Below are 18,349 nucleotides of genomic sequence, written 5' to 3' on the forward strand. Positions count from 1 at the left end.
CTGCCAGGGGACCCGGTTCCCAACGGCTTCTCAACGAGGAGAAGCAGACGAGGAGCAGTCATGCGCACCTCGGTCTCACGTCGCGCCGCCCTTACCCTGGGCGCAGGCGCTGCGGCCTCCATAGCCCTGGGGTCCTGCTCACCCGCCCGTCAGGACGCGAGCACCTCCCCTACCGTCCCCCCTGCCCGGGGCAGGGTGACGCTGACCTACTGGTCCTGGCTCAAGGACCTGCAGAAAGTCGCCGACCTCTACTCCCAGGTCAACCCGGACGTGAGCGTCCAGGTCACCTGGATCCCCTCCTCGACGTCGGGTGGCTACCAGAAGCTCTACTCGGCCCTGGCAGCGGGCGGCGGCCCGGACGTCGGACAGGTAGAGATGCGCATGATCCCGGAGTTCCTCCTGGCCGACGACCTGGTCGACCTCTCCCTCTACGGCGCGCGCGAGGCCCGCGCCAGCTTCGACCCGGCGGCGTGGAACTACGTCGACATTGCCGACGGCGTCTACGGCGTACCCCAGGACACCGGGCCGGTGGCCCTGTTCTACCGCGCCGACGTCCTGGAGGAGGTGGGGGCAGCGCCACCCGCCACCTGGCAGGAGTGGGCGGAGACGGCCCGCGCCCTCAAGGACGCCAGGCCCGACACGTTCATGGACGTCCTCAACGTGGGTGACGGCAACATCCTGGCGACCTTCTGCCAGCAGGCAGGCGCCAGGTGGTTCGTCCCCCAGGAGGACGGGTGGGTCGTCAACCTCACCGACGAGGCCACTGTGCGGGTAGCCGAGTTCTGGGACACCGCGATCGACGAGGGGCTGGTCTCCACCGCCTTCGGCCCCTTCACCTCACCCTGGCTGTCCGCCATGGGGGCAGGGACGCTGGCCACCTACACCAACGGCTCGTGGGCCGACGCCCTCATCGAGTCCGTACCAGGAGGCGCCGGGAAGTTCCGGGTTGCTCCCATGCCCCGCTGGGAGGACGGGTTCGGCTCCAGCTACTCGGGCGGATCGACGGCAGCCGTCATGGCAGGCTCCCAGCACCCCGCCGAGGCCCTGGACTTCGTGGTCTGGCTGCACACCGATCCCCAGGCCATAGACGCCCTGATCACCACCTGCGGCATCGGCTGGTCACCAGCAGCAGACCACATCGGCACCCCCCGCGAGGGTCCCAGCGAGTTCTTCTCCGGCCAGAGCTACAACACCGAGGTCATGGTGCCTATGGCCCAGGAGCAGAACCTGGAGTGGGCGTGGCCGCCCCTGTGCCAGCAGTCCATCAACATCGTTGCCGACGGCATGCGTCGCAAGCTGAGCGAGGGGACCGCCCTGGTGGACTCCCTAGCCACCAGTCAGTCCCAGATCGTCCAAGCCTTCCGTAGGAAGGGCCTGGCAGCCAGGGAGGCGCAGCAGTGAGCACAGCACGCACACCAGCAACGCCACCTGAGCCGCTGAGAGCCAGCCCACCAGGATCGGGAACAGGACCGGGGCGAAGACGCCTCAGGAACCGCACGCTAGCCCCTTACCTGCTGGTGGCCCCCTTCATGCTCCTGTTCCTGATGACCTTTGTCATTCCGATCCTCGTGGCCCTGGTCCAGTCCTTCACCCGTACCCGCTACGCAGGAACCTACGGGCAGGAGGGGACCACGCAGGTCTTCGCGGGCCTGGACAACTACGCCACGGCGTTGGGCAACGCGGGCTTCACCCAGTCGATCGGCCGCGTGCTGCTCTTCGGCGTCGTCCAGGTCAGCGTCATGATCGCCGCGGCCACGATCCTGGCCCTGCTGCTGGAGTCCGCCTCGGCCCGGTGGCCGGGGCTCTTCCGAGCCCTGTACTTCATGCCCTACGGGGTGCCCGGCGTCATCGCCACCATCCTGTGGTCCTTCCTCTACATCCCGGGCCTGTCCCCGGTGGTAGACGCCCTGGAGGTCGTGGGAATCCAGTACGAGTTCCTGGCCGAGGGCAACGTCCTGTGGTCCATCGCCAACATCGTCACCTGGGCCTACACCGGCTACAACATGCTCATCATCATCGCCCAGCTCAAGGCGATCCCCTCCGACGTCTACGAGGCGGCCAAGGTGGACGGAGCGGGTCCGCTACGCATCGCCGCCTCGATTCAGATCCCGCTCATCCGCCCGGCGCTGCTGCTGACCATCGTGTTCTCCATCATCGGCACGCTCCAGCTCTTCGCCGAGCCCCAGGTACTGGCCACGATCACCCCGGCGGTCGACACCGAGTACACGCCCAACTACTCGGCCTACACCTGGGCGTTCCAGTACAACGACTACGGGGTGGCTGCGGCAGAGGCGGTCATCATCGCGCTAACCGCGTTCACGCTGTCCTTCGTCTTCCTCACGGCCACCACCAGGCGAAGGGGGCAGTGACATGTCCCCAGGCAGGACCCCGGGCACTACTCCGGACGAGCCGGACAGCCGGGACACCAGCGGGCCCGCCCCACACGCACGCGCGGTGGGCACCCGTCTACGCAGCAGGAGCCCTCACAACCGTCAAGCAGGCACTCGTGGCTCCACCACCTTCTTCGTCACCAGTGTCCTGCTGGTGGTCTCCCTCTACTTCCTCATCCCGGTGCTGTGGGTGGTGGTCAACGCCACAAAGACTAGTGACGACCTGTTCGCCACCAACGGCTTCTGGTTCGGTGACACCTTCGTCCTGTGGGAGAACATCCGGCTAGTCCTGGCGTCCAACGACTCGATCTTCCCCCGCTGGTTCCTCAACTCGCTGCTCTACTCCGGGGCCGGGGCGCTGCTGGCCACCTATATCGCGGCCGCAGCAGGCTACGCGCTGTCCACCTACAGGTTCCGGGGCAGGAACCTCCTGCTCGGGATGGTCATGGGAGGGGTCCTGGTCCCGGGAACAGCCACGGCCCTGCCCCTGTTCCTCGTATTCTCTCGAATCGGGATCACTAACACCTACCTGGCCGTCCTCATACCGGCGGTCGTCTCCCCCTTCGGCCTGTTCCTGTGCCGGATCTACGCCGACGCCGCAGTGTCGACCTCACTCATCGAGGCCGGGCGGATAGACGGGGCTGGCGAACTGACAATCTTCCATCGCATCGCGCTGCGGCAGATGGCACCGGCCCTGGTGACTGTCTTCCTCTTCCAGTTCGTCGCGATCTGGAACAACTACTTCCTGCCGCTCATCATGCTGGCCGACGAGCGCCTCTACCCCGTGACCCTGGGCCTGAACACATGGCTGTCCCAGACCGACCGGCTGCCCGAGTTCTACCAGCTCACGGTCGGCGGGGCGCTGCTCAGCGTCATCCCCCTGGCCGTCCTCATGCTGGTGCTCCAGCGCTTCTGGAGGGGAGGCCTGACCGAGGGGGCTGTCAAGGAGTAGCTGACAGGAAGAAGCCAGAGCCTACAAGCAGGCCGACATCCCCAGCAGTCCCCGTCAGCAACGCCAACAGCCGTCGGTAACTCCCGACAGTCCCCGGACAGTGGGGGAGCCGACCAGCCACCGCGGTGGCTGGTCGGCTCCCCCACTGTCCTCCGTAACGCGCACAGGCGCGGCACGGCTCAGGTGTTAGGACGCTTGCCGTGGTTGGCACCGCTCTTGGCCCGTGCACGACGCTTACGACCGCGCTTGCTCATGCCTGCCTCCTCGTAGTTGCTGCTGGCTCACAACACCGCCCCGCCGGGGGGCGTGGAACGGCGGTAATCCTGCCACATCACCGACCCGCCTACCAGCCCCGTGGCTGCGGAGCGAGTCTCCACGACCCTGGCCGCGACCCCGGTGGCCCTGGACGCGCTGACACTGGTGATACTGGCCGAAGTGGTCACCGAGTCCCTGACAGTGCTGGTAACGCTGGTTACGCCGGTAACACTGGCAACACTGGTGTCACCGGTGGCACTGGCCGCCCGGATCAGGGACAGCCGCCCCAGGACCCGGGCGCGCAGCTCGGGAGGAGCCTCCTCCGCGCAGCGCGAGCGCAGGATCGCACGCAGGTGGGTCTGCGCGTCCGCCAGGCGGGAGCAGTGGTCGCAGGCGGCCACGTGCTGAGCAAGTCGGTGAGTCAGGTCCTGGGAGCACTCCTGGTCCAGAAATGCCTCAAGATGGGCGCGCGCCTCGCTGCAGGAGCAGTCAGGCGGCTCCGGTGTCGCATCAGCGCCACGTTCGGGCGTCATGTCGTCGGACCTGTCAGGTGTCATTGCCCCTCCTCCCCGTCCGAAGTGATGTAGCCCAGGGAGCGGGCATGGTCGGCCAGCAGCCCACGCAGCTGGCGCCGACCCCGGTACAGGCGGGACATGACGGTCCCGATCGGTGTGTCCATGATCTCGGCTATCTCCTTGTAGGCAAAGCCTTCCACGTCAGCCAGGTAGACGGCCAGACGGCGCTCCTCGCTGAGCTCGCCCAAGGCAGCCTTGATCTCCTCGTCAGGCAGCTCCTCCAGGGCTAGGTTCTCGGCACTGGGCAGTCCGACGGAGTCGTGGGAGGCAGCCCGGTGCAGCTGCCAGTCCTCCACGGCGTCGGCGTCGGACTGGAGCGGCTCACGCTGCTTCTTGCGGTAGGAGTTGATGAAGGTGTTGGTGAGGATCCGGTACAGCCAGGCTTTGAGGTTGGTGCCGGGCCGGTACTGGTGGAAGGAGCCAAAAGCCTTGGCATAGGTGTCCTGGACCAGGTCCTCGGCGTCAGCCCTGTGGCGGGTCATCCGCAGGGCAGCGCCGTAGAGCTGGTCCAGATAGGGCAGGGCCTCGGCCTCGAAGCGGGCGGCACGGGCCTCGTCGTCCTCATCGGCGGGAGCACGGCCAGGCGGCACCGCCGCCTCCGTGCTCCTCCCCTCGTCCAGTCCCTCGTCCAGGGTGGTGTCTGCAGGGTCGTCGGTCTCCGTCATCACCCACGAGCCTAGCCCGCCTGCGTGTGCGCTGCCGTAGACAGCGCCGGCGTCTTGCTCCCTGGCCGCCCGGGCGAGACCCCCAGGGGCCGACAGCGTACTGAGAAGCGTCACGACCAGGACAACAGGAGAGGAAACCGGTTTCATTCCCGGCTCACCTCAGGCTGTAAGGGCACAGCGAGGCCAGGCCACAACCCCACCCGGGCCGGGCCGCGAGGTCCCACGGGGACTGCCACAGCAACGACGAGGCTCACCCGGCTGCGCGGAGCCCGTTCCTGGCAGCCCGGGCCTGCTCACCCGAGGAGGCTGACACCCTGCCAGCAGCCAGCCCATCCCTTGCGGCCGGAACCCGCCCACCGCCACAGCCCAGACCATCCACAAGCCGACCACCCAGCAGCCGGGCCCGCAGGAGCCTGGGCCGCCCAGCCTGCCAGTCCACAAGAGGAGGCCCGGAAGTGTGCTGTTTGCCATATTCTCAGATCGGGGCGGGGTAGTTCGTGTGAGTAAGTCTGCCTCTGCGGGATCCGTGCCAGGTAGGCGGGCACAGGTCACGCCGGGCTAGAGCGCCCCAACGGGAGCCGAGTCCGTGGCAGCCCCTGCAAAGTCTCGCAAACCCGCCCGAACATCTGGCAAACCCCGCGAGGCTGGCCCGCACCAGTCTGGGCGTCCGCTCGCGACGGGCCTGGATGAGAGCAATCTCCACGGACCACAACCAGCCCGTCTGGGCGTCCGCGCGCGGCAGGCCCCTGCGGAAGACCCCGTGAGGCACGGCTTGCACTGCTCCTACCCGCCTGGAATCAGGCAATACAGAGACATGCCTCACGCTCGCGCGCCAACAGCCATGCGCCTCGGCCGAACCGCCCGCCAGGAAAGGGAGCCGTCAGGGATCAGGGAGCCGCGGGGCAGCACCCGCACCAAGCCCTGCACCGCAACTCCTGCGCTAAGCCCCGCATCAACGACCACACCAGGCCTAGGCGTGAGCGCCCAGGAAGAGCCCACGCTGCCAGAGTCATGAATGGCACGCTCACCTTGCTCCATTTTTATTCGCGTCCGCGGGACCGCGCCGTTTTGCGGGTCAGGGCAGCTGGCCTGATCGGTTCCCATGTGCGTTGAGGTGCTCAACGCACATGGGAGCCCAGACCTCAGGTCACATGCAAAGGCAGGACCTGCGGAATCAGGCGGTTTCCGCCTCGGGCCCAAAAAGGTGAGCGTGCCACCAGGCCCGCAGCCGGCGCCTGGCTGCCCACAACCGCACCACCAGACGGACGTGCAAAACCCGGGCCAGGGGTGGGGGCGGGACCCGGGCCAGGGGTGGGGGCGGGCTGTCGTGGCTCCAGCGGTCTCCGGCAAGGGTTCTCCGGCGAGCCTGGTGTGGTCTGCGGGGGATGTGCTGCGCGTGCCATTGTGGGTGGCTACCCAGGGCGGGCGCACTGGCCCAAGGCGTGTGCACGGGGTGTGGCTGGCTGGGCGTGATGGGCATTCGTGGGTCGGAGCCGACCTGAACTGTCTGCCAGGCTGGCGCTCCTGGGAGAGAACAGCGCTCCGGGGCGAGAACGCGCACGCAGGAGCGTGCACCAGACTCGCCGCAGCACGCTGAGCTCTGCGCATCACGTCCGGCCCGCTCACACCCGACCCGCACCGCGTCTGGCTTGCTCCCACCTGGCCCGCATCGCATCCGGCCCGCTGCCGCCCAGCAGCCCCTGCAGGTCCCAGCCACCCGGTGTACTGAGTGCCTGGGGCAAACGGCAGCCCCTGCGGGTCCCGCTACCCCAGACTACAGGGGCACGGCACCTCACCTGAGTCCTGGCCCACAGCCGCCAGGTGGGTCAAGATGGTGTCATGAACCTTCTACGCGCCCTCGTCCGACCAATGCTTGCCGCCCCCTTCATCGCCGACGGGATTGACGCCGTCACCCGTCCCCAACGGCATGTGGAGAAATTTGAGAAAGTCGCCCCCACCCTGGAGCGGGCCGGACTCCCGCCCCTCCTGACCTCCGACACCCGGCTGCTGACCCGCCTGTCGGGGGCAGCCAGCCTGCTAGCCGGCCTCGGGCTGGCCTCAGGCAGGGCACCACGTACCAGTGCCGCCGTCCTCGCGGTGGTCAACACTCCGCTGACGCTGGTCAACTACCCGGTGTGGACGGCCCACGACCCGGCCGAGCGCAGGGACAGCGTCTCCGGGCTGCTGCGCGGGGCAGCCGTGGGTGCAGGCCTGGTACTAGCCACTGTGGACCGCCAGGGGAAGCCCTCCCTGGCCTGGAGGCTGCGCAGCGCCCACCACCGGAGCAAGGCGGCCAGGGCGGCAACGCAGACCAGCTAGTCTCTGCCCACCACACTGGACCAGACATGGGGCCCTCGCAGGCCCCGCCCGAATCGTGAGGGAGTACCTGTGCCTGAGACATCCGACAAGCCGCGTATCGTCTACACCCTGACCGACGAGGCGCCCATGCTGGCGACCCGCTCCCTCCTTCCTGTCGTGCGCGGCTTCCTGGGCCGTGCCGGCATTGAGGTGGACACGGCCGACATCTCCCTGGCCGGGAGGATCCTGGCGGCCTTCGGTCTGGTTGATGACGACCTGGCAGCCCTGGGCGCCCTGACCCGCTCCCCGCAGGCCACCATCATCAAGCTCCCTAACATCTCCGCGTCCCTGCCCCAGCTCAAGGCCGCCATCGCCGAGCTCCAGGCCCAGGGCCACGACGTCCCCGACTACCCGGACTCCCCCGCTACCGCAGCCCAGCACCGCTCGCGCGCCGCCTACGACGCCGTCAAGGGCAGCGCCGTCAACCCCGTCCTGCGCGAGGGCAACTCCGACCGGCGGGCACCGGCCGCGGTCAAGGCCTACGCCCGCTCCCACCCCCACTCCATGGGGGCCTGGTCCCCCGACTCACGGACCCGCGTGGCCACCATGGACTCCGGAGACTTCCGCCACAACGAGCGCACCGTGGTCGTGCCCGAGGCAGGGGCCGTAGTGATCCGCCTGCGCCCGGCCGACGGCGGAGAGCCGGTGGTGCTGCGCGAGCCCCTGCCGGTGACCGCCGGGGAGGTCCTGGACGCCACTTTCATGTCAGCCACCGCCCTGGACGACTTTCTGGCCCGGCAGGTCACCGCCGCCAAGGACGACGACGTGCTCCTGTCCCTCCACCTCAAGGCCACCATGATGAAGGTGTCCGACCCCCTCATCTTCGGCCACGCCGTGCGCGCGGCGCTGCCCGGCGTGTTCGCCGCCTACGGGGAGGTGCTGGCGGCGGCAGGGCTGCGCGCTGAGGACGGCCTGGCAGCCGTCCTGACCGGCCTGAACACCCTCCCCCAGGGCGAGGAGATCCGCTCCGCCGTCGAGGCAGAGCTTGCCGCCGGCCCGCGGATCTCCATGGTGGACTCCGACCGCGGGGTGACCAACCTGCACGTGCCCAGCGACGTCATCGTCGACGCCTCCATGCCCGCCATGATCAGGAACGGGGGGCGCCTGTGGGGACCGGACGGGCAGCCGGACGACACCCTGGCCGTCATTCCCGACTCCTCCTATGCCGGTGTCTACGCCGCCGTCATCGAGGACTGCAAGGCCAACGGCGCCCTGGACCCGACCACCATGGGCTCAGTGCCCAACGTCGGCCTCATGGCCCGCAAGGCCGAGGAGTACGGCTCCCACGACAAGACCTTCCTCATCGACCGGCCCGGCACCGTGGAGGTGGTGGTCGCGGAGGGAACCGGCTCCCCCGCCGGTACCGTGCTGCTGTCCCACGAGGTGGCCGCCGGTGACATCTGGCGGGCCTGCACCACCCAGGACGCCCCCGTACGCGACTGGGTACGCCTGGCTGTGGCCCGCGCCCGGGCCACCGGCGCGCCTGCCGTGTTCTGGCTGGACCCCGCCCGCAGCCACGACGCCGTCCTAGCCGACCTGGTGGAGCGCTACCTGGCCCAGGAGGACACCCAGGGCCTGGACGTACGGGTCCTGGACCCGGTGGCAGCCACACGCCTGTCACTGGAACGTGCCCGGCGCGGCGAGGACACCATCTCGGTAACCGGCAACGTGCTACGCGACTACCTCACCGACCTGTTCCCCATCCTGGAGCTGGGTACCAGCGCCAAGATGCTCTCGGTAGTGCCGCTGATGAACGGCGGCGGCCTCTACGAGACGGGCGCAGGTGGCTCGGCCCCCAGGCACGTACGCCAGCTGCTGGAGGAGAACTACCTGCGCTGGGACTCCCTGGGCGAGTTCCTGGCCCTGGCCGAGGCTCTGCGCCACGTGGCCGAGGTCGGCGGGAGCCCCCGGGCCACGGTGCTGGCTGACGCCCTGGACACGGCCACGACCACGCTGCTGGAGGAGGGCCGCTCGCCGTCGCGCCACCTGGGAGGTACCGACAACAGGGGCTCCCACGCCTGGCTGGCCCTGTACTGGGCGCGCGAGCTGGCCGCCCAGGCTGCCGACACCACCCTGGCTGAGGTCTTCGCCCCCGTAGCCGCCCGGCTGGAGGCCGACATCGAGACGATCCAGGCCGAACTCGTAGCCGTCCAGGGCTCACCTGCCGACATCGGAGGCTACTATCGCCCCGGTCCCCAGGCCGCCGACGCGGTCATGCGCCCCAGCACGACGCTCAACGCTATTGTCGACGCGCTCTGACACGATGGAGACACTCCCCGAGGCCAGCTCCTGGTGGCCTGCCCCCACCGCCTCCGGGCTGCTGGACGCGACTGTGAGTCTGCCCGGCTCAAAGTCGCTGACCGCGCGGGCCCTCGTGCTCGCCGCAGCGGCCCGCGAGCCCACCACATTGACCGGTGTGCTGCGCTCGCGTGACACCGACCTCATGACTGGCGCCCTGCGCACCCTGGGTGCCGGCATCACCGAGGTCGCTGATGCCACTGCCACCGACGCCGAGGCACTCCCCGCAACGGCTGACACGGGCGCTGGCACCCGCCTGCGGGTCACGCCGTCGTCCCTGCCGCTCCACGTAGCACCCGGGGGGAGCGTGGACTGCGGCCTGGCAGGCACGGTCATGCGGTTCGTCCCGGCCCTGGCTGTGCTGGCCGACGCCCCGGTCGTGCTCGACGGGGACCCGGCAGCGCGCTTGCGCCCGATGGCGCCTCTCCTGGAGGTCCTGTCCACCCTAGGGGCCACGGTCACCTACCTGGGACGTCCGGGGTTCCTGCCGGTGCGCATAAAGCCGGACGCCGACCGCCTCCTGCGCCCCGGGACGGGTAGGCCCAGCCCGGCCCTCGGGCAGCCTCACCGGGTGAAGGTGGACGCCTCCAGCTCCTCCCAGCTCCTCTCCGCCCTGCTCCTGGTGGCACCCCTGCTACCCGGTGGGCTGGAGGTCACCACCACAGGGAGCGTCCCCTCCATGGCGCACGTGCGGATGACGGTGGAGTCGCTGCGGCAGCGTGGCGTGACGGTGGAGGAGCCGGACACGCCCGGCCCGGGGGCGACCTGGCGAGTCCTCCCCGGGCGGCCCGTCGGCGGCAGGCTCTCCATCGAGCCGGACCTGTCCAACGCGGGCCCCTTCCTGGCCGCCGCCCTCGTAGCGGGTGGCACGGTGCGGGTGCTGGGCTGGCCGTCGTCGACCACCCAGGCTGGAGACGCCTGGCGCACCCTGCTGCCACGCATGGGCGGCAGCGTCGCCCTGGCCGCCAGCCCCGTCGGCGGTCAAGTGCTCCCTGTGCTCTCCGTGCACGGGAGCGGGCAGGTACACGGCATCGACGCCGACCTCTACGACGTGGGGGAGCTGGCTCCCACAGTCGCCGCGCTGGCTGCGGTGGCCGCCCACCAGGGGCGCGGCAGCAGGCTCACCGGCATCGCCCACCTGCGCGGCCACGAGACGGACCGTCTGGCCGCCCTTGCCACCGAGATCCGCCGCCTGGGGGGTGACGCCCAGGAGACGGACGACGGCCTGGTCATCCGCCCCGCCCGCCTGCACGCCGCCCGGCTGCACAGCTACGCCGACCACCGGATGGCGACCTTTGCCGCCGTCGTGGGCCTGGCCGTGCCGGGCGTAGAGGTTGACGACGTGGAGTGCACCTCCAAGACCCTGCCGGGCTTTGCCGGGATGTGGCAAGCCATGCTCGACAGCACAGGCCATAGAGGCTGTGAGGGGCACCGCAGGGACCAGGGGGAGCCTCGCGGCGAGGGGCACCGGGACACGGGTGGCGCCGGTGCCAGGACTGCCCGGGACGCCCAGGACTGATGGCGCGCAGGGACACCGGTACTGACGACCCTCGGGTGCGTGTGCGCCCGGGCAGGGGCTCGCGCCCACGCACCAAGCAGCGCCCCGCGCACGCCGACGCCCACCTGGGCATGGTCACCCGCATCGACCGGGGGCACTACCGCATCCGCCTGGAAGAGCGCGGTCTGACCCTGGACGGCAGCGGAGACGTGACGGCGATGAAGGCTCGCGAGCTGGGGCGGGGCAAGGTGGTGGTCGGCGACCGTGTGGCCGTGGTCGGTGACGTGTCCGGGCGGGCGGGCAGCCTGGCTCGCATGGTCCGGGTGGAGGAGCGCCGCACCCTTCTGCGTCGCAGCACCGAGGACGGGGAGGCCGCGGGCAGCGAGCGTCCCGTGGTAGCCAACGCCGACCTGCTGGTGGTCGTTGTCTCCGTGGCTCGCCCGCAGCCGCGTCCTCGCATGATCGACCGCTACCTCGTGGCCGCCTACGAGGCCGACATGGAGCCGCTCCTGGTCCTGACCAAGACAGACCTGGCAGACCCCAGCCCCTTGCTGGACACCTACCACCCACTTGGGCTCACCACGCTGACCACGCACCTGTACCCCGACGGGGGCGTGGGGGCGGTGCGCCAGGCCCTGGCCGGGCGGGTCTCGGTCCTGGCCGGGCACTCAGGGGTCGGCAAGTCCACCCTGGTCAACGCCCTGGTGCCTGGCGCGGGCCGGGCCACCGGAGACGTCAACGAGGTGACCGGGCGGGGACGCCACACCTCTACAAGCCTGCAGGCCCTGGAGCTGCCGGGAGGCGGGTGGGTCATCGACACCCCGGGGGTGCGCTCCTTCGGGGTCTCGCACGTCGAGGCCGACGACCTGCTTCGCGCCTTCCCCGATCTGGCAGCAGCAGCACAGCAGTGCCCGCGCGGCTGCACGCACCTGGAAGGCGCCCGGGACTGCGCCCTGGACACCTGGGCGTCCCAGGAGCCGACCGCGTCGGCGCTACCCCCGGCCTGCGACGAGGTACCCAAGCCAGCGACAGCGGTGCAGCGCCGCTTCCGCGTGGGCTCCTTCCGTCGTCTGCTGGTGCCCTCCCTCCAGGCGCAGGACCCGACGAGGTCCTAGCACGTCCTAGCGCCCGCCTCCTAAGACCCGGGCAAGCCCGGATCAGCCTGGGCGCCGACTGCAGGACACCAGCCCGGCGCCCGGTATCCCCCGGGACCGCAGCAGCCTTCCAGTACCCGCGCCCCTCCAGCAGCTGCGAGGCCCGGCCCTGGATACGTCGGGACACGGGCGGGCACCAGGCCGACCACCGTGTCGACGACGGGTCGTCGACCAGCTCCCCATACACCTCATTCCCAGGCCTTCCGTCCCACACCACGCCATTGCGTGTCAAAAATCACTACTCCCCCTGTGTCACAGTTAGACGGCCCTCAGCACCATCGAGCCGATGGGCAACCACCCTTGGGAGAGGCGACTACACTCCCATCTTGCCCAGCGATACCAGAGAAAAGCGGCCTTCACGGGAGCGTCCGCCATACCCCGCAACGTACCTGCATAGGAATAACAGGTCCATTGCAAGGTTCAGCTACTAAGTCTCTTTGGTCGTTTCCACAACCAAAGGCGCGTTATTCTCCTGCCATGCACAACAGCAGTCTGACATCGCTGCCCCGCCCGGCACTCAACGACCTGTCCGCGCGCGCCGACCTGTCCGCCGCGCGTCGGCGCGTTCTTGAGATCGTCGAGGCCTCTGCCGAGCCCATGACCGCGGTCCAGATCGCGGACGCCCTCAACCTCCACCACAACACGGTCCGCGAGCATCTCGACGCGCTCGCTGCCGCCGGCTTCATCGCCGTGTCCACACGCCCCACGGGCAAGCGGGGACGGCCCGCCCTGCGCTACTCCTCCACAGCCCCGGACCCGCGTCAGGTTGTCGAGTCCTACGTGCACCTCCTGGACTCCATCGCCCAGACTCTCGACAGCCGGGAGGACGCCCGCGCCATGGCACTGGAGATCGGCAGGCTCTGGGCCGAGCACACTCCTGTGGTCCTGGAGACGGCCACCGCAGCAGGCAACACCGTCAAGGAGCGCATGACCGCGCTCCTGCCTCACCTGGCCATGATGGGCTTCGCCCCGGAGGTCAACGGTGACGACATCGTGCTGCGCTCCTGTCCGCTGGTGACCCAGGGCCACACGCCTCACTCCCTCCTGTGCACCATGCATGAGGGCTTCCTTCGCGCCGTGGCCGACCTGGACGACGAGCCCTCCGACAGGGACCCCAACACCGTGCCGGAGCGGATCCGCGTCATTCCCTTCGCCGGGGACGGCTGCCACCTGCGGGCCAACGTGCTCGCGGCCAAGAACGCTGAGGCCTGAGCGCTCGACCGGAGCACCAGGCTCTCCACAGATACTGACCACACACGATGACACCGGCTGGACCGGTCATGGGGGAGGGCAGGCGCCGCGGCGCCTGCCCTCCCCCATGAGGACTGCCAGGGAGACACCACCGGCTACTCGGTTACGTGCAGCACACCCCTGGCCCCCTTCTCCATGTCTGCGAAGGAGTGGGTGACCATCACATAGTGGCCCGGCTCGGCGGGAACACACTCCACGAACCCTCCCTGGGCCGGGTGCAGCCCCAGGGCCTGGGAGCCTGCGGCCCACTGGGCACCGATGCGGCTGGGACCACCGAGCGTCCACGCGCCCTCAAGGAACACCTGGTCGAACTGGAGCCCGACAATGTGGAAGGAGCTGGGCAGGGACGGTCCGGCGTCAAGCACCCAGAAGCGCAGCCGCTGTCCGACCCTGGCCTGAAGAGGCTGGTGGGTGTACTGGAAGGCCACCCCGTTGAAGGACATAAGGTCCGGGGTCTTGGCGGAGACCTTGGCACTGCTGGTCTCTCCCCCCTCCGGCCCCAGGTACAGCTCGGACTGGACGATGACGAACTCACGGTCCACCTGCCCCAGACCGGGCGGGTCGATGATGACGACGCCGTGCATTCCGGAGGCCAGGTGCAGGCTCATGGGAGCCGTCGAGCAGTGGTAGAGCCATATGCCCGAGTGCTGCGCGGTGAAGGTGTAGACCAGGGACTCCCCGGGGGCGATGGAGCGCATGGCGTCGTCGGGTGGGGTGATCCCGGCGTGGAAGTCGATAGAGTGGCTCATCGTGCCGTCGTTGACCAGGGTGATCTCAAAGGTGTCGCCAACGCCGCCGCGCAGCACGGGGCCGGGAACCTGGCCGTTGAAGGTCATGCGCGCCTGGGTGACGCCGCCGCCGACCGCCATGACCTTCTCAGTCACGGTGAAGGTGTGCCGGTGGGTCACCGGCCCCGCAGGGTCTGCGGGCGCTGCGGGCAGGACGGCGTCGAAGGCGGTGAAGTCCTCAGGCAGGTCGGCCTCGTAATCCGCGACGGCGTCGGGCTCTGCGCCGACGCCCGGGGCCTGGCTGCTGTCCTGGGAGTCAGAGGCGTCGGGAGCGGCTGCGGAAGATCCTACTGTGACATGAAATACCATGCCCTGCGCCCGGTGGCCGGCGACAGAGCACCACCCCTGCGTGTCGGAGGTGATGACCCCGGCGTCCAGGACGGCGGACTGGCCAGCAGGTACCCGCCCGGTCGTGGCCCCGGTCTCCAGGACCAGGTCGTGGACCATATCCCCGGTGTTGTCCAGGGTGATGAGGAGACGGTCCCCTGCTGCCACGTCAACCGTATCGGGGACGAAGCGCATCCCCTCCACGGCGACGGTAGCCTCCACCGTGTTGCCCGTGGAGCTCCTCGCAGAGACAGGTGCGCTGCCGTCGCGGCCCGGGCTGCTGGCGCGGCGGGAGCGGTAGACCGCTGCCGCGCCTCCTGCTGCGACGGCGGCACAGGCCGTCAGCAGACCGAGCAGAGCACCACGTCGGCCGGAGGACCCCGCACCGTGCTCACCACGACGCCCCCCGGCACCGGCCGCCGAGTCCTTGCCGGAGCCTGCCGCCCGGGCAGACAGGCGGGCTCCCCTGCCCACAGCGGGGAGAGTCCCCGCCGTGACCGCACTGCGACGGGCCGGGGCGTCAGGACCGTCAGAGTCAGCGGGGCCGCCCTCGCCCTCCTGCGACGCCCCGTCGTCCGGCGACGCTACAGCCTGCTCAGGCTCGTCCGGCGCCACCTCGTCGGACGCGGGCGTGGGCAGCCCCGGCTGCGTCTCGTCCTGCGGATGCTGAGGATCACCGGGACTGTCGACGGCCGGTGAGCTGCGATGCGTCATGGTCAGCTCCTGTCCTGGGTAGTGTCGGGCCTCACGGTCAGCCTCCCCCTAATTCCTACGAGAGCCTCGCCCCGCTACCAGCCACAGGCACCGGCCCATCCCAGCGAGCAGGTAGGCGGTGACCGCTCCTGCCAGGACGCCACCAGCCAGGCGCACCTCCCAGGGGAGGAGGGCGACCACCGCCAGCAGGAGGCCTGTGTTAGCCGCCGTGACCCGGTAGGAGGCGAAGCGGTTCATGACTGCGTTGGTCCTCCGCGCCATCGCGGGGCCGCCGCCGAGCATGACCGGGGTGAGGTAGCTCAGGGCGGCCACCAGGACCTGGAGGGCGAAGCCTGCGCCCAGGGCCAGGCGGACCACGTGGATGGTCTCGCGGGCGGCAGCGAGGTCGTCGGCCAGGTAGGTCCCCAGACCGATGAAGCCGATGCACCCTAGCAGCCAGGAGATCGCTGCCGCCGCCGAGGCGGTGGCAAAGGAGGTCGGGGGGACGCGCAGCGCCGTCTTGAATGCGGGGACCACCACCCCGCAGGCCCCGGCAACGTAGACCAGGACACCGGACAGTGCCAGCGGCCGCCACGCCCCGCAACCAGCCATCAGCACCGTCCCCACCACCAGGAACGGCAGGCCGCGGTGCGCCCAGCGGGCTGCCTCCGGCTCCATCCTGGTGCGCAGCATAGTGGGCCACAGCACCGTCAAGGTGCCCAGCACGGTGGTCCCGACAAACCCCAGGACCATGGTGGTGGTGTGTGCCAGGTAGAAGACGTCGGCCAGGTCTGCCCTGCCCGTGGTGTCGGCCCAGGAGGTGAGGTATCCCAGAGCGGCCCCAAGGGCCAGGAGCACCAGGGCCACGGCGTAGTGCATAGCCAGGGGGGCCATCCTCGCGGCGACGGCGCGGCGGTACTGCACCCCGATAGCCACCACCCCGGTCAGGGCCTGAGCCATGATGACGGCGACCCCGACCACGGTGACCTCAGCCCGGCCGATGGTCACGCCAGTCAGGACCACGACCGTGCCAACAGTGTGGGCGCACAGGCGCGCGTCCAGCAAGGCGGCGCCGCCCAGGGCAGGGCGGTGCAGGAGAGTGTCGGCAAAGTGGGCGGACCAGGTGGTGATCGCCGAACCGATCCCGCCCAGGAGCAGGGCGTGCAGCGGCAGCCAGGTCCCCAGCCGGGCCAGCGGGCCGATGACAGTGAGCCCGGTGAGGGCGGCAGCGGTGACCAGCCAGGCCACGACGACAGCGTTGCGACGTACCTGGGTGGTACGGCGAGAGGCCCCAGCACTGCGCCTGGCGCCTCCGGGCCGCCCTGCCGACACCCCTGCGACGTTCACCGCCTTACCGTAGTGGGCGCCTGCCCGTGCGCGCAATCGTCAGACACAGGCGTGAGGACCGTCCCGACCTGGGACGGCTCGCGCGCACCTGGGCCCGGGTCCCCTCCGCCCCGGACCGGGAGTAGGCTCGCGAGTGCCGCCACACAAGGCGGCCGCACGCAGCAAGGAGAGAACACCGCCATGAGCCAGCCTCCCAACCTCATCCCCGTCACCGAGACCACCTCCTCAGGCAACTCCTGCGGGTGCGCGGAGCACGCCGAGCGCCTGGCTCTGGACGTGCGTGCGATCCCGCACCGGCTGCGCCACCCCGCCGTCATCGGCGCCGCCTCCTCCCTGCAGGTGGGCGAGGGCTTCGACCTCATCGCCCCACACATGCCCACCCCGCTGCTCAACCAGCTTGACGAGCTACCTGTCACCTTCCAGTACACGGTGCTGGAGCAGAGCGAGGGCTATGCCCGCGTCGAGATCCTGCGCACAGCCTGACAGGATGGCGCACCACCGGGTGGCGGCATCCCGGGTCGCGCTGCCCGTGCCCGTCGTGCGTCCACGCCCCCTCCTGCCTGACGGCGTGCCGGAGCGCCTGACCGACCGCTACGGGCGCACGGTGCGCGACCTGAGGCTGTCGGTCACCGACCGCTGCAACCTACGGTGCACCTACTGCATGCCTGCCGAGGGCCTGGACTGGCTGCCCGGCCCGCTCCTGCTGACCACGGAGGAGATCACCCGTCTGGGGCAGCTGGCCGTGGAGCGCCTGGGAGTGGAACGGATCCGTCTGACCGGGGGCGAGCCCCTCATGCGCCGCGACCTGGAGGCCATCGTGGGGGCACTATCCGGACTGCGGACCAGCCGAGGGACCAGGCCCGACATCGCCCTGACCACTAACGGGCTGGGCCTGCACCGACGTGCCGCCGCCCTGAGGCAGGCTGGTCTGGACCGGGTCAACATCTCCATTGACACCCTGGACCCCCGGGGCTACGCCGAGCTGACCCGCCGGGACCGGCTGGACGACGTCCTGGCTGGGGCCGAGGCGGCACAGGCCGCCGGGCTGTCCCCACTCAAGGTCAACGCAGTGGCGCTGCCAGGCACCGTGGAGGAGCAGGCGCCCCGGCTGCTGCGCGAGTGCCTGCGCCGAGGGTGGCAGCTGCGGTTCATCGAGCATATGCCGCTGGGGCCGCAGGGCTCCTGGCGGGCAGACGGCGTCGTCAGCGCGGAGGAGGTCCTGGCAGCCCTGCGCGGAGCAGGATTCGAGCTGACCGAGCAGGGGCGCCCAGGGAGCCGTCCGGCCGCCCTGTGGCACGTGGCCGCAGGGGCGGGCCACCCGGCGGGGGACGTAGGGATCATCGCCTCTGTCACCGCGCCCTTCTGCCAGGACTGCGACCGCACCCGGGTCACGGCCGACGGCAGGGTCATGCCGTGCCTGTTCTCCTCCCAGGAGACCGACCTGCGTGGCCCGCTACGCGCCGGCGCCGACGACGACGAGCTGATCCGTATCTGGGCAGGCGCCATGTGGCTCAAGCCGAGGGCTCATGGGTCAGACACGGTGAGCCCGGCAGCGGACGGCACCTCCAGCACGCCCGACACGACCGAGGCAGGGACCGGCCGCAGGACAGGGACCAGTGACAGGTCAGGAGGCTTTGCCCGCCCGCTGCGGACCATGTCGGCTATCGGCGGGTAGCCGCCCGGTGGACAGGCAACCTGACTGGCAGACCCTCTCCCGTCCGCTGGCGGAGTCTCAGGCCTGGAGACGCGGCTTCTTCCCCGGGCTCTGAGTGCTGATCCTGTGCCGCGGCTAGGATGT

At 70.0% G+C, this 18,349-nt stretch carries 15 protein-coding genes; 10 read left to right on the plus strand and 5 right to left on the minus strand.

What is annotated here, in order from left to right; genetic code table 11:
• The first annotated feature begins 60 nt into the window (after positions 1–60).
• The 3 genes from D4740_RS05230 to D4740_RS05240 are packed head-to-tail and all read left to right on the plus strand — an operon-like array spanning position 61 to position 3,342.
• On the plus strand, positions 61–1,401 hold the full coding sequence (locus D4740_RS05230; RefSeq protein ID WP_119835871.1) for a sugar ABC transporter substrate-binding protein: 1,341 nt from the start codon (positions 61–63) through the stop codon (positions 1,399–1,401).
• Positions 1,398–2,369, plus strand: a complete 972-nt coding sequence (locus tag D4740_RS05235) for a carbohydrate ABC transporter permease (RefSeq protein WP_220475014.1) — start codon at positions 1,398–1,400, stop codon at positions 2,367–2,369. The genes D4740_RS05230 and D4740_RS05235 overlap by 4 nt, the downstream gene beginning before the upstream one ends.
• A 1-nt stretch (position 2,370) precedes the next feature.
• Entirely contained in the window at positions 2,371–3,342 is a 972-nt protein-coding gene (locus D4740_RS05240; RefSeq protein ID WP_119835872.1) for a carbohydrate ABC transporter permease, read from the plus strand.
• A 179-nt stretch (positions 3,343–3,521) separates the two neighbouring features.
• On the opposite strand, the gene D4740_RS13510 is transcribed toward D4740_RS05240, so the two are convergent.
• The 3 genes from D4740_RS13510 to D4740_RS05250 are packed head-to-tail and all read right to left on the minus strand — an operon-like array spanning position 3,522 to position 4,837.
• Positions 3,522–3,596: a 50S ribosomal protein bL37 gene (locus D4740_RS13510; protein ID WP_396027229.1), complete on the minus strand. Its 75-nt coding sequence runs from the start codon at positions 3,594–3,596 to the stop codon at positions 3,522–3,524.
• 27 nt (positions 3,597–3,623) lie between these two features.
• Positions 3,624–4,154, minus strand: a complete 531-nt coding sequence (rsrA, locus tag D4740_RS05245) for a mycothiol system anti-sigma-R factor (protein WP_119835873.1) — start codon at positions 4,152–4,154, stop codon at positions 3,624–3,626.
• Complete coding sequence (locus D4740_RS05250; protein WP_119835949.1) at positions 4,151–4,837, minus strand: sigma-70 family RNA polymerase sigma factor; 687 nt, start codon at positions 4,835–4,837, stop codon at positions 4,151–4,153. Before D4740_RS05250 ends, rsrA begins: the two co-directional genes overlap by 4 nt.
• A 1,839-nt stretch (positions 4,838–6,676) precedes the next feature.
• Here D4740_RS05250 and D4740_RS05255 point away from each other — a divergent pair.
• The 5 genes from D4740_RS05255 (at position 6,677) to D4740_RS05275 (ending at position 13,357) form a co-directional block, all read left to right on the plus strand.
• Positions 6,677–7,156, plus strand: coding sequence for a DoxX family membrane protein (locus D4740_RS05255; RefSeq protein ID WP_119835874.1), 480 nt, complete (start codon positions 6,677–6,679; stop codon positions 7,154–7,156).
• Between the two features lie 69 nt (positions 7,157–7,225).
• Positions 7,226–9,454, plus strand: a complete 2,229-nt coding sequence (locus tag D4740_RS05260; RefSeq protein WP_310732069.1) for an NADP-dependent isocitrate dehydrogenase — start codon at positions 7,226–7,228, stop codon at positions 9,452–9,454.
• A 4-nt stretch (positions 9,455–9,458) separates the two neighbouring features.
• Positions 9,459–11,012, plus strand: coding sequence for a 3-phosphoshikimate 1-carboxyvinyltransferase (gene aroA / locus D4740_RS05265; RefSeq protein WP_119835875.1), 1,554 nt, complete (start codon positions 9,459–9,461; stop codon positions 11,010–11,012).
• A complete protein-coding gene (rsgA, locus tag D4740_RS05270) occupies positions 11,012–12,106 on the plus strand; it encodes a ribosome small subunit-dependent GTPase A (RefSeq protein ID WP_119835876.1) in 1,095 nt (364 codons plus the stop codon). Before aroA ends, rsgA begins: the two co-directional genes overlap by 1 nt.
• A 516-nt stretch (positions 12,107–12,622) precedes the next feature.
• Positions 12,623–13,357 (plus strand): metalloregulator ArsR/SmtB family transcription factor, encoded by a 735-nt coding sequence (locus D4740_RS05275; protein WP_119835877.1) that lies wholly within the window; start codon positions 12,623–12,625, stop codon positions 13,355–13,357.
• A 134-nt stretch (positions 13,358–13,491) separates the two neighbouring features.
• Here D4740_RS05275 and D4740_RS05280 read toward each other — a convergent pair whose 3' ends face one another.
• Together D4740_RS05280 and D4740_RS05285 are read right to left on the minus strand one after the other, a co-directional pair.
• The gene (locus tag D4740_RS05280; protein WP_119835878.1) at positions 13,492–15,225 is read right to left on the minus strand and encodes a multicopper oxidase domain-containing protein; all 1,734 of its coding nucleotides are present in this window, start codon (positions 15,223–15,225) and stop codon (positions 13,492–13,494) included.
• Positions 15,226–15,273: 48 nt separating this feature from the next.
• Positions 15,274–16,551 carry a hypothetical protein gene (locus D4740_RS05285; protein ID WP_259390669.1) on the minus strand — a complete coding sequence of 426 codons (1,278 nt, stop codon included), beginning with the start codon at positions 16,549–16,551 and terminating at the stop codon, positions 15,274–15,276.
• Positions 16,552–16,731: 180 nt separating this feature from the next.
• Here D4740_RS05285 and D4740_RS05290 point away from each other — a divergent pair, with 180 nt between their 5' ends.
• Both D4740_RS05290 and moaA read left to right on the plus strand, forming a co-directional pair.
• Entirely contained in the window at positions 16,732–17,034 is a 303-nt protein-coding gene (locus tag D4740_RS05290) for a DUF2249 domain-containing protein (RefSeq protein WP_119835879.1), read from the plus strand.
• A gap of 4 nt (positions 17,035–17,038) precedes the next feature.
• The gene (gene moaA, locus D4740_RS05295) at positions 17,039–18,226 is read left to right on the plus strand and encodes a GTP 3',8-cyclase MoaA (RefSeq protein WP_119835880.1); all 1,188 of its coding nucleotides are present in this window, start codon (positions 17,039–17,041) and stop codon (positions 18,224–18,226) included.
• Positions 18,227–18,349 lie beyond the last annotated feature (123 nt).

It is taken from the genome of Actinomyces sp. 2119 (assembly GCF_003591215.1).
GTDB classification, from domain to species: domain Bacteria; phylum Actinomycetota; class Actinomycetes; order Actinomycetales; family Actinomycetaceae; genus Actinomyces; species Actinomyces lilanjuaniae.

Coding starts and splice junctions, on each gene's coding strand:
- D4740_RS05230 (WP_119835871.1), top strand. CDS start 61: ATGCGCACCTCGGTCTCACGTCGCGCCGCCCTTACCCTGGGCGCAGGC.
- D4740_RS05240 (WP_119835872.1), top strand. CDS start 2,371: ATGTCCCCAGGCAGGACCCCGGGCACTACTCCGGACGAGCCGGACAGC.
- rsrA (WP_119835873.1), bottom strand. CDS start 4,154: ATGACACCTGACAGGTCCGACGACATGACGCCCGAACGTGGCGCTGAT.
- D4740_RS05250 (WP_119835949.1), bottom strand. CDS start 4,837: ATGACGGAGACCGACGACCCTGCAGACACCACCCTGGACGAGGGACTG.
- D4740_RS05255 (WP_119835874.1), top strand. CDS start 6,677: ATGAACCTTCTACGCGCCCTCGTCCGACCAATGCTTGCCGCCCCCTTC.
- aroA (WP_119835875.1), top strand. CDS start 9,459: ATGGAGACACTCCCCGAGGCCAGCTCCTGGTGGCCTGCCCCCACCGCC.
- rsgA (WP_119835876.1), top strand. CDS start 11,012: ATGGCGCGCAGGGACACCGGTACTGACGACCCTCGGGTGCGTGTGCGC.
- D4740_RS05275 (WP_119835877.1), top strand. CDS start 12,623: ATGCACAACAGCAGTCTGACATCGCTGCCCCGCCCGGCACTCAACGAC.
- D4740_RS05280 (WP_119835878.1), bottom strand. CDS start 15,225: ATGACGCATCGCAGCTCACCGGCCGTCGACAGTCCCGGTGATCCTCAG.
- D4740_RS05290 (WP_119835879.1), top strand. CDS start 16,732: ATGAGCCAGCCTCCCAACCTCATCCCCGTCACCGAGACCACCTCCTCA.
- moaA (WP_119835880.1), top strand. CDS start 17,039: ATGGCGCACCACCGGGTGGCGGCATCCCGGGTCGCGCTGCCCGTGCCC.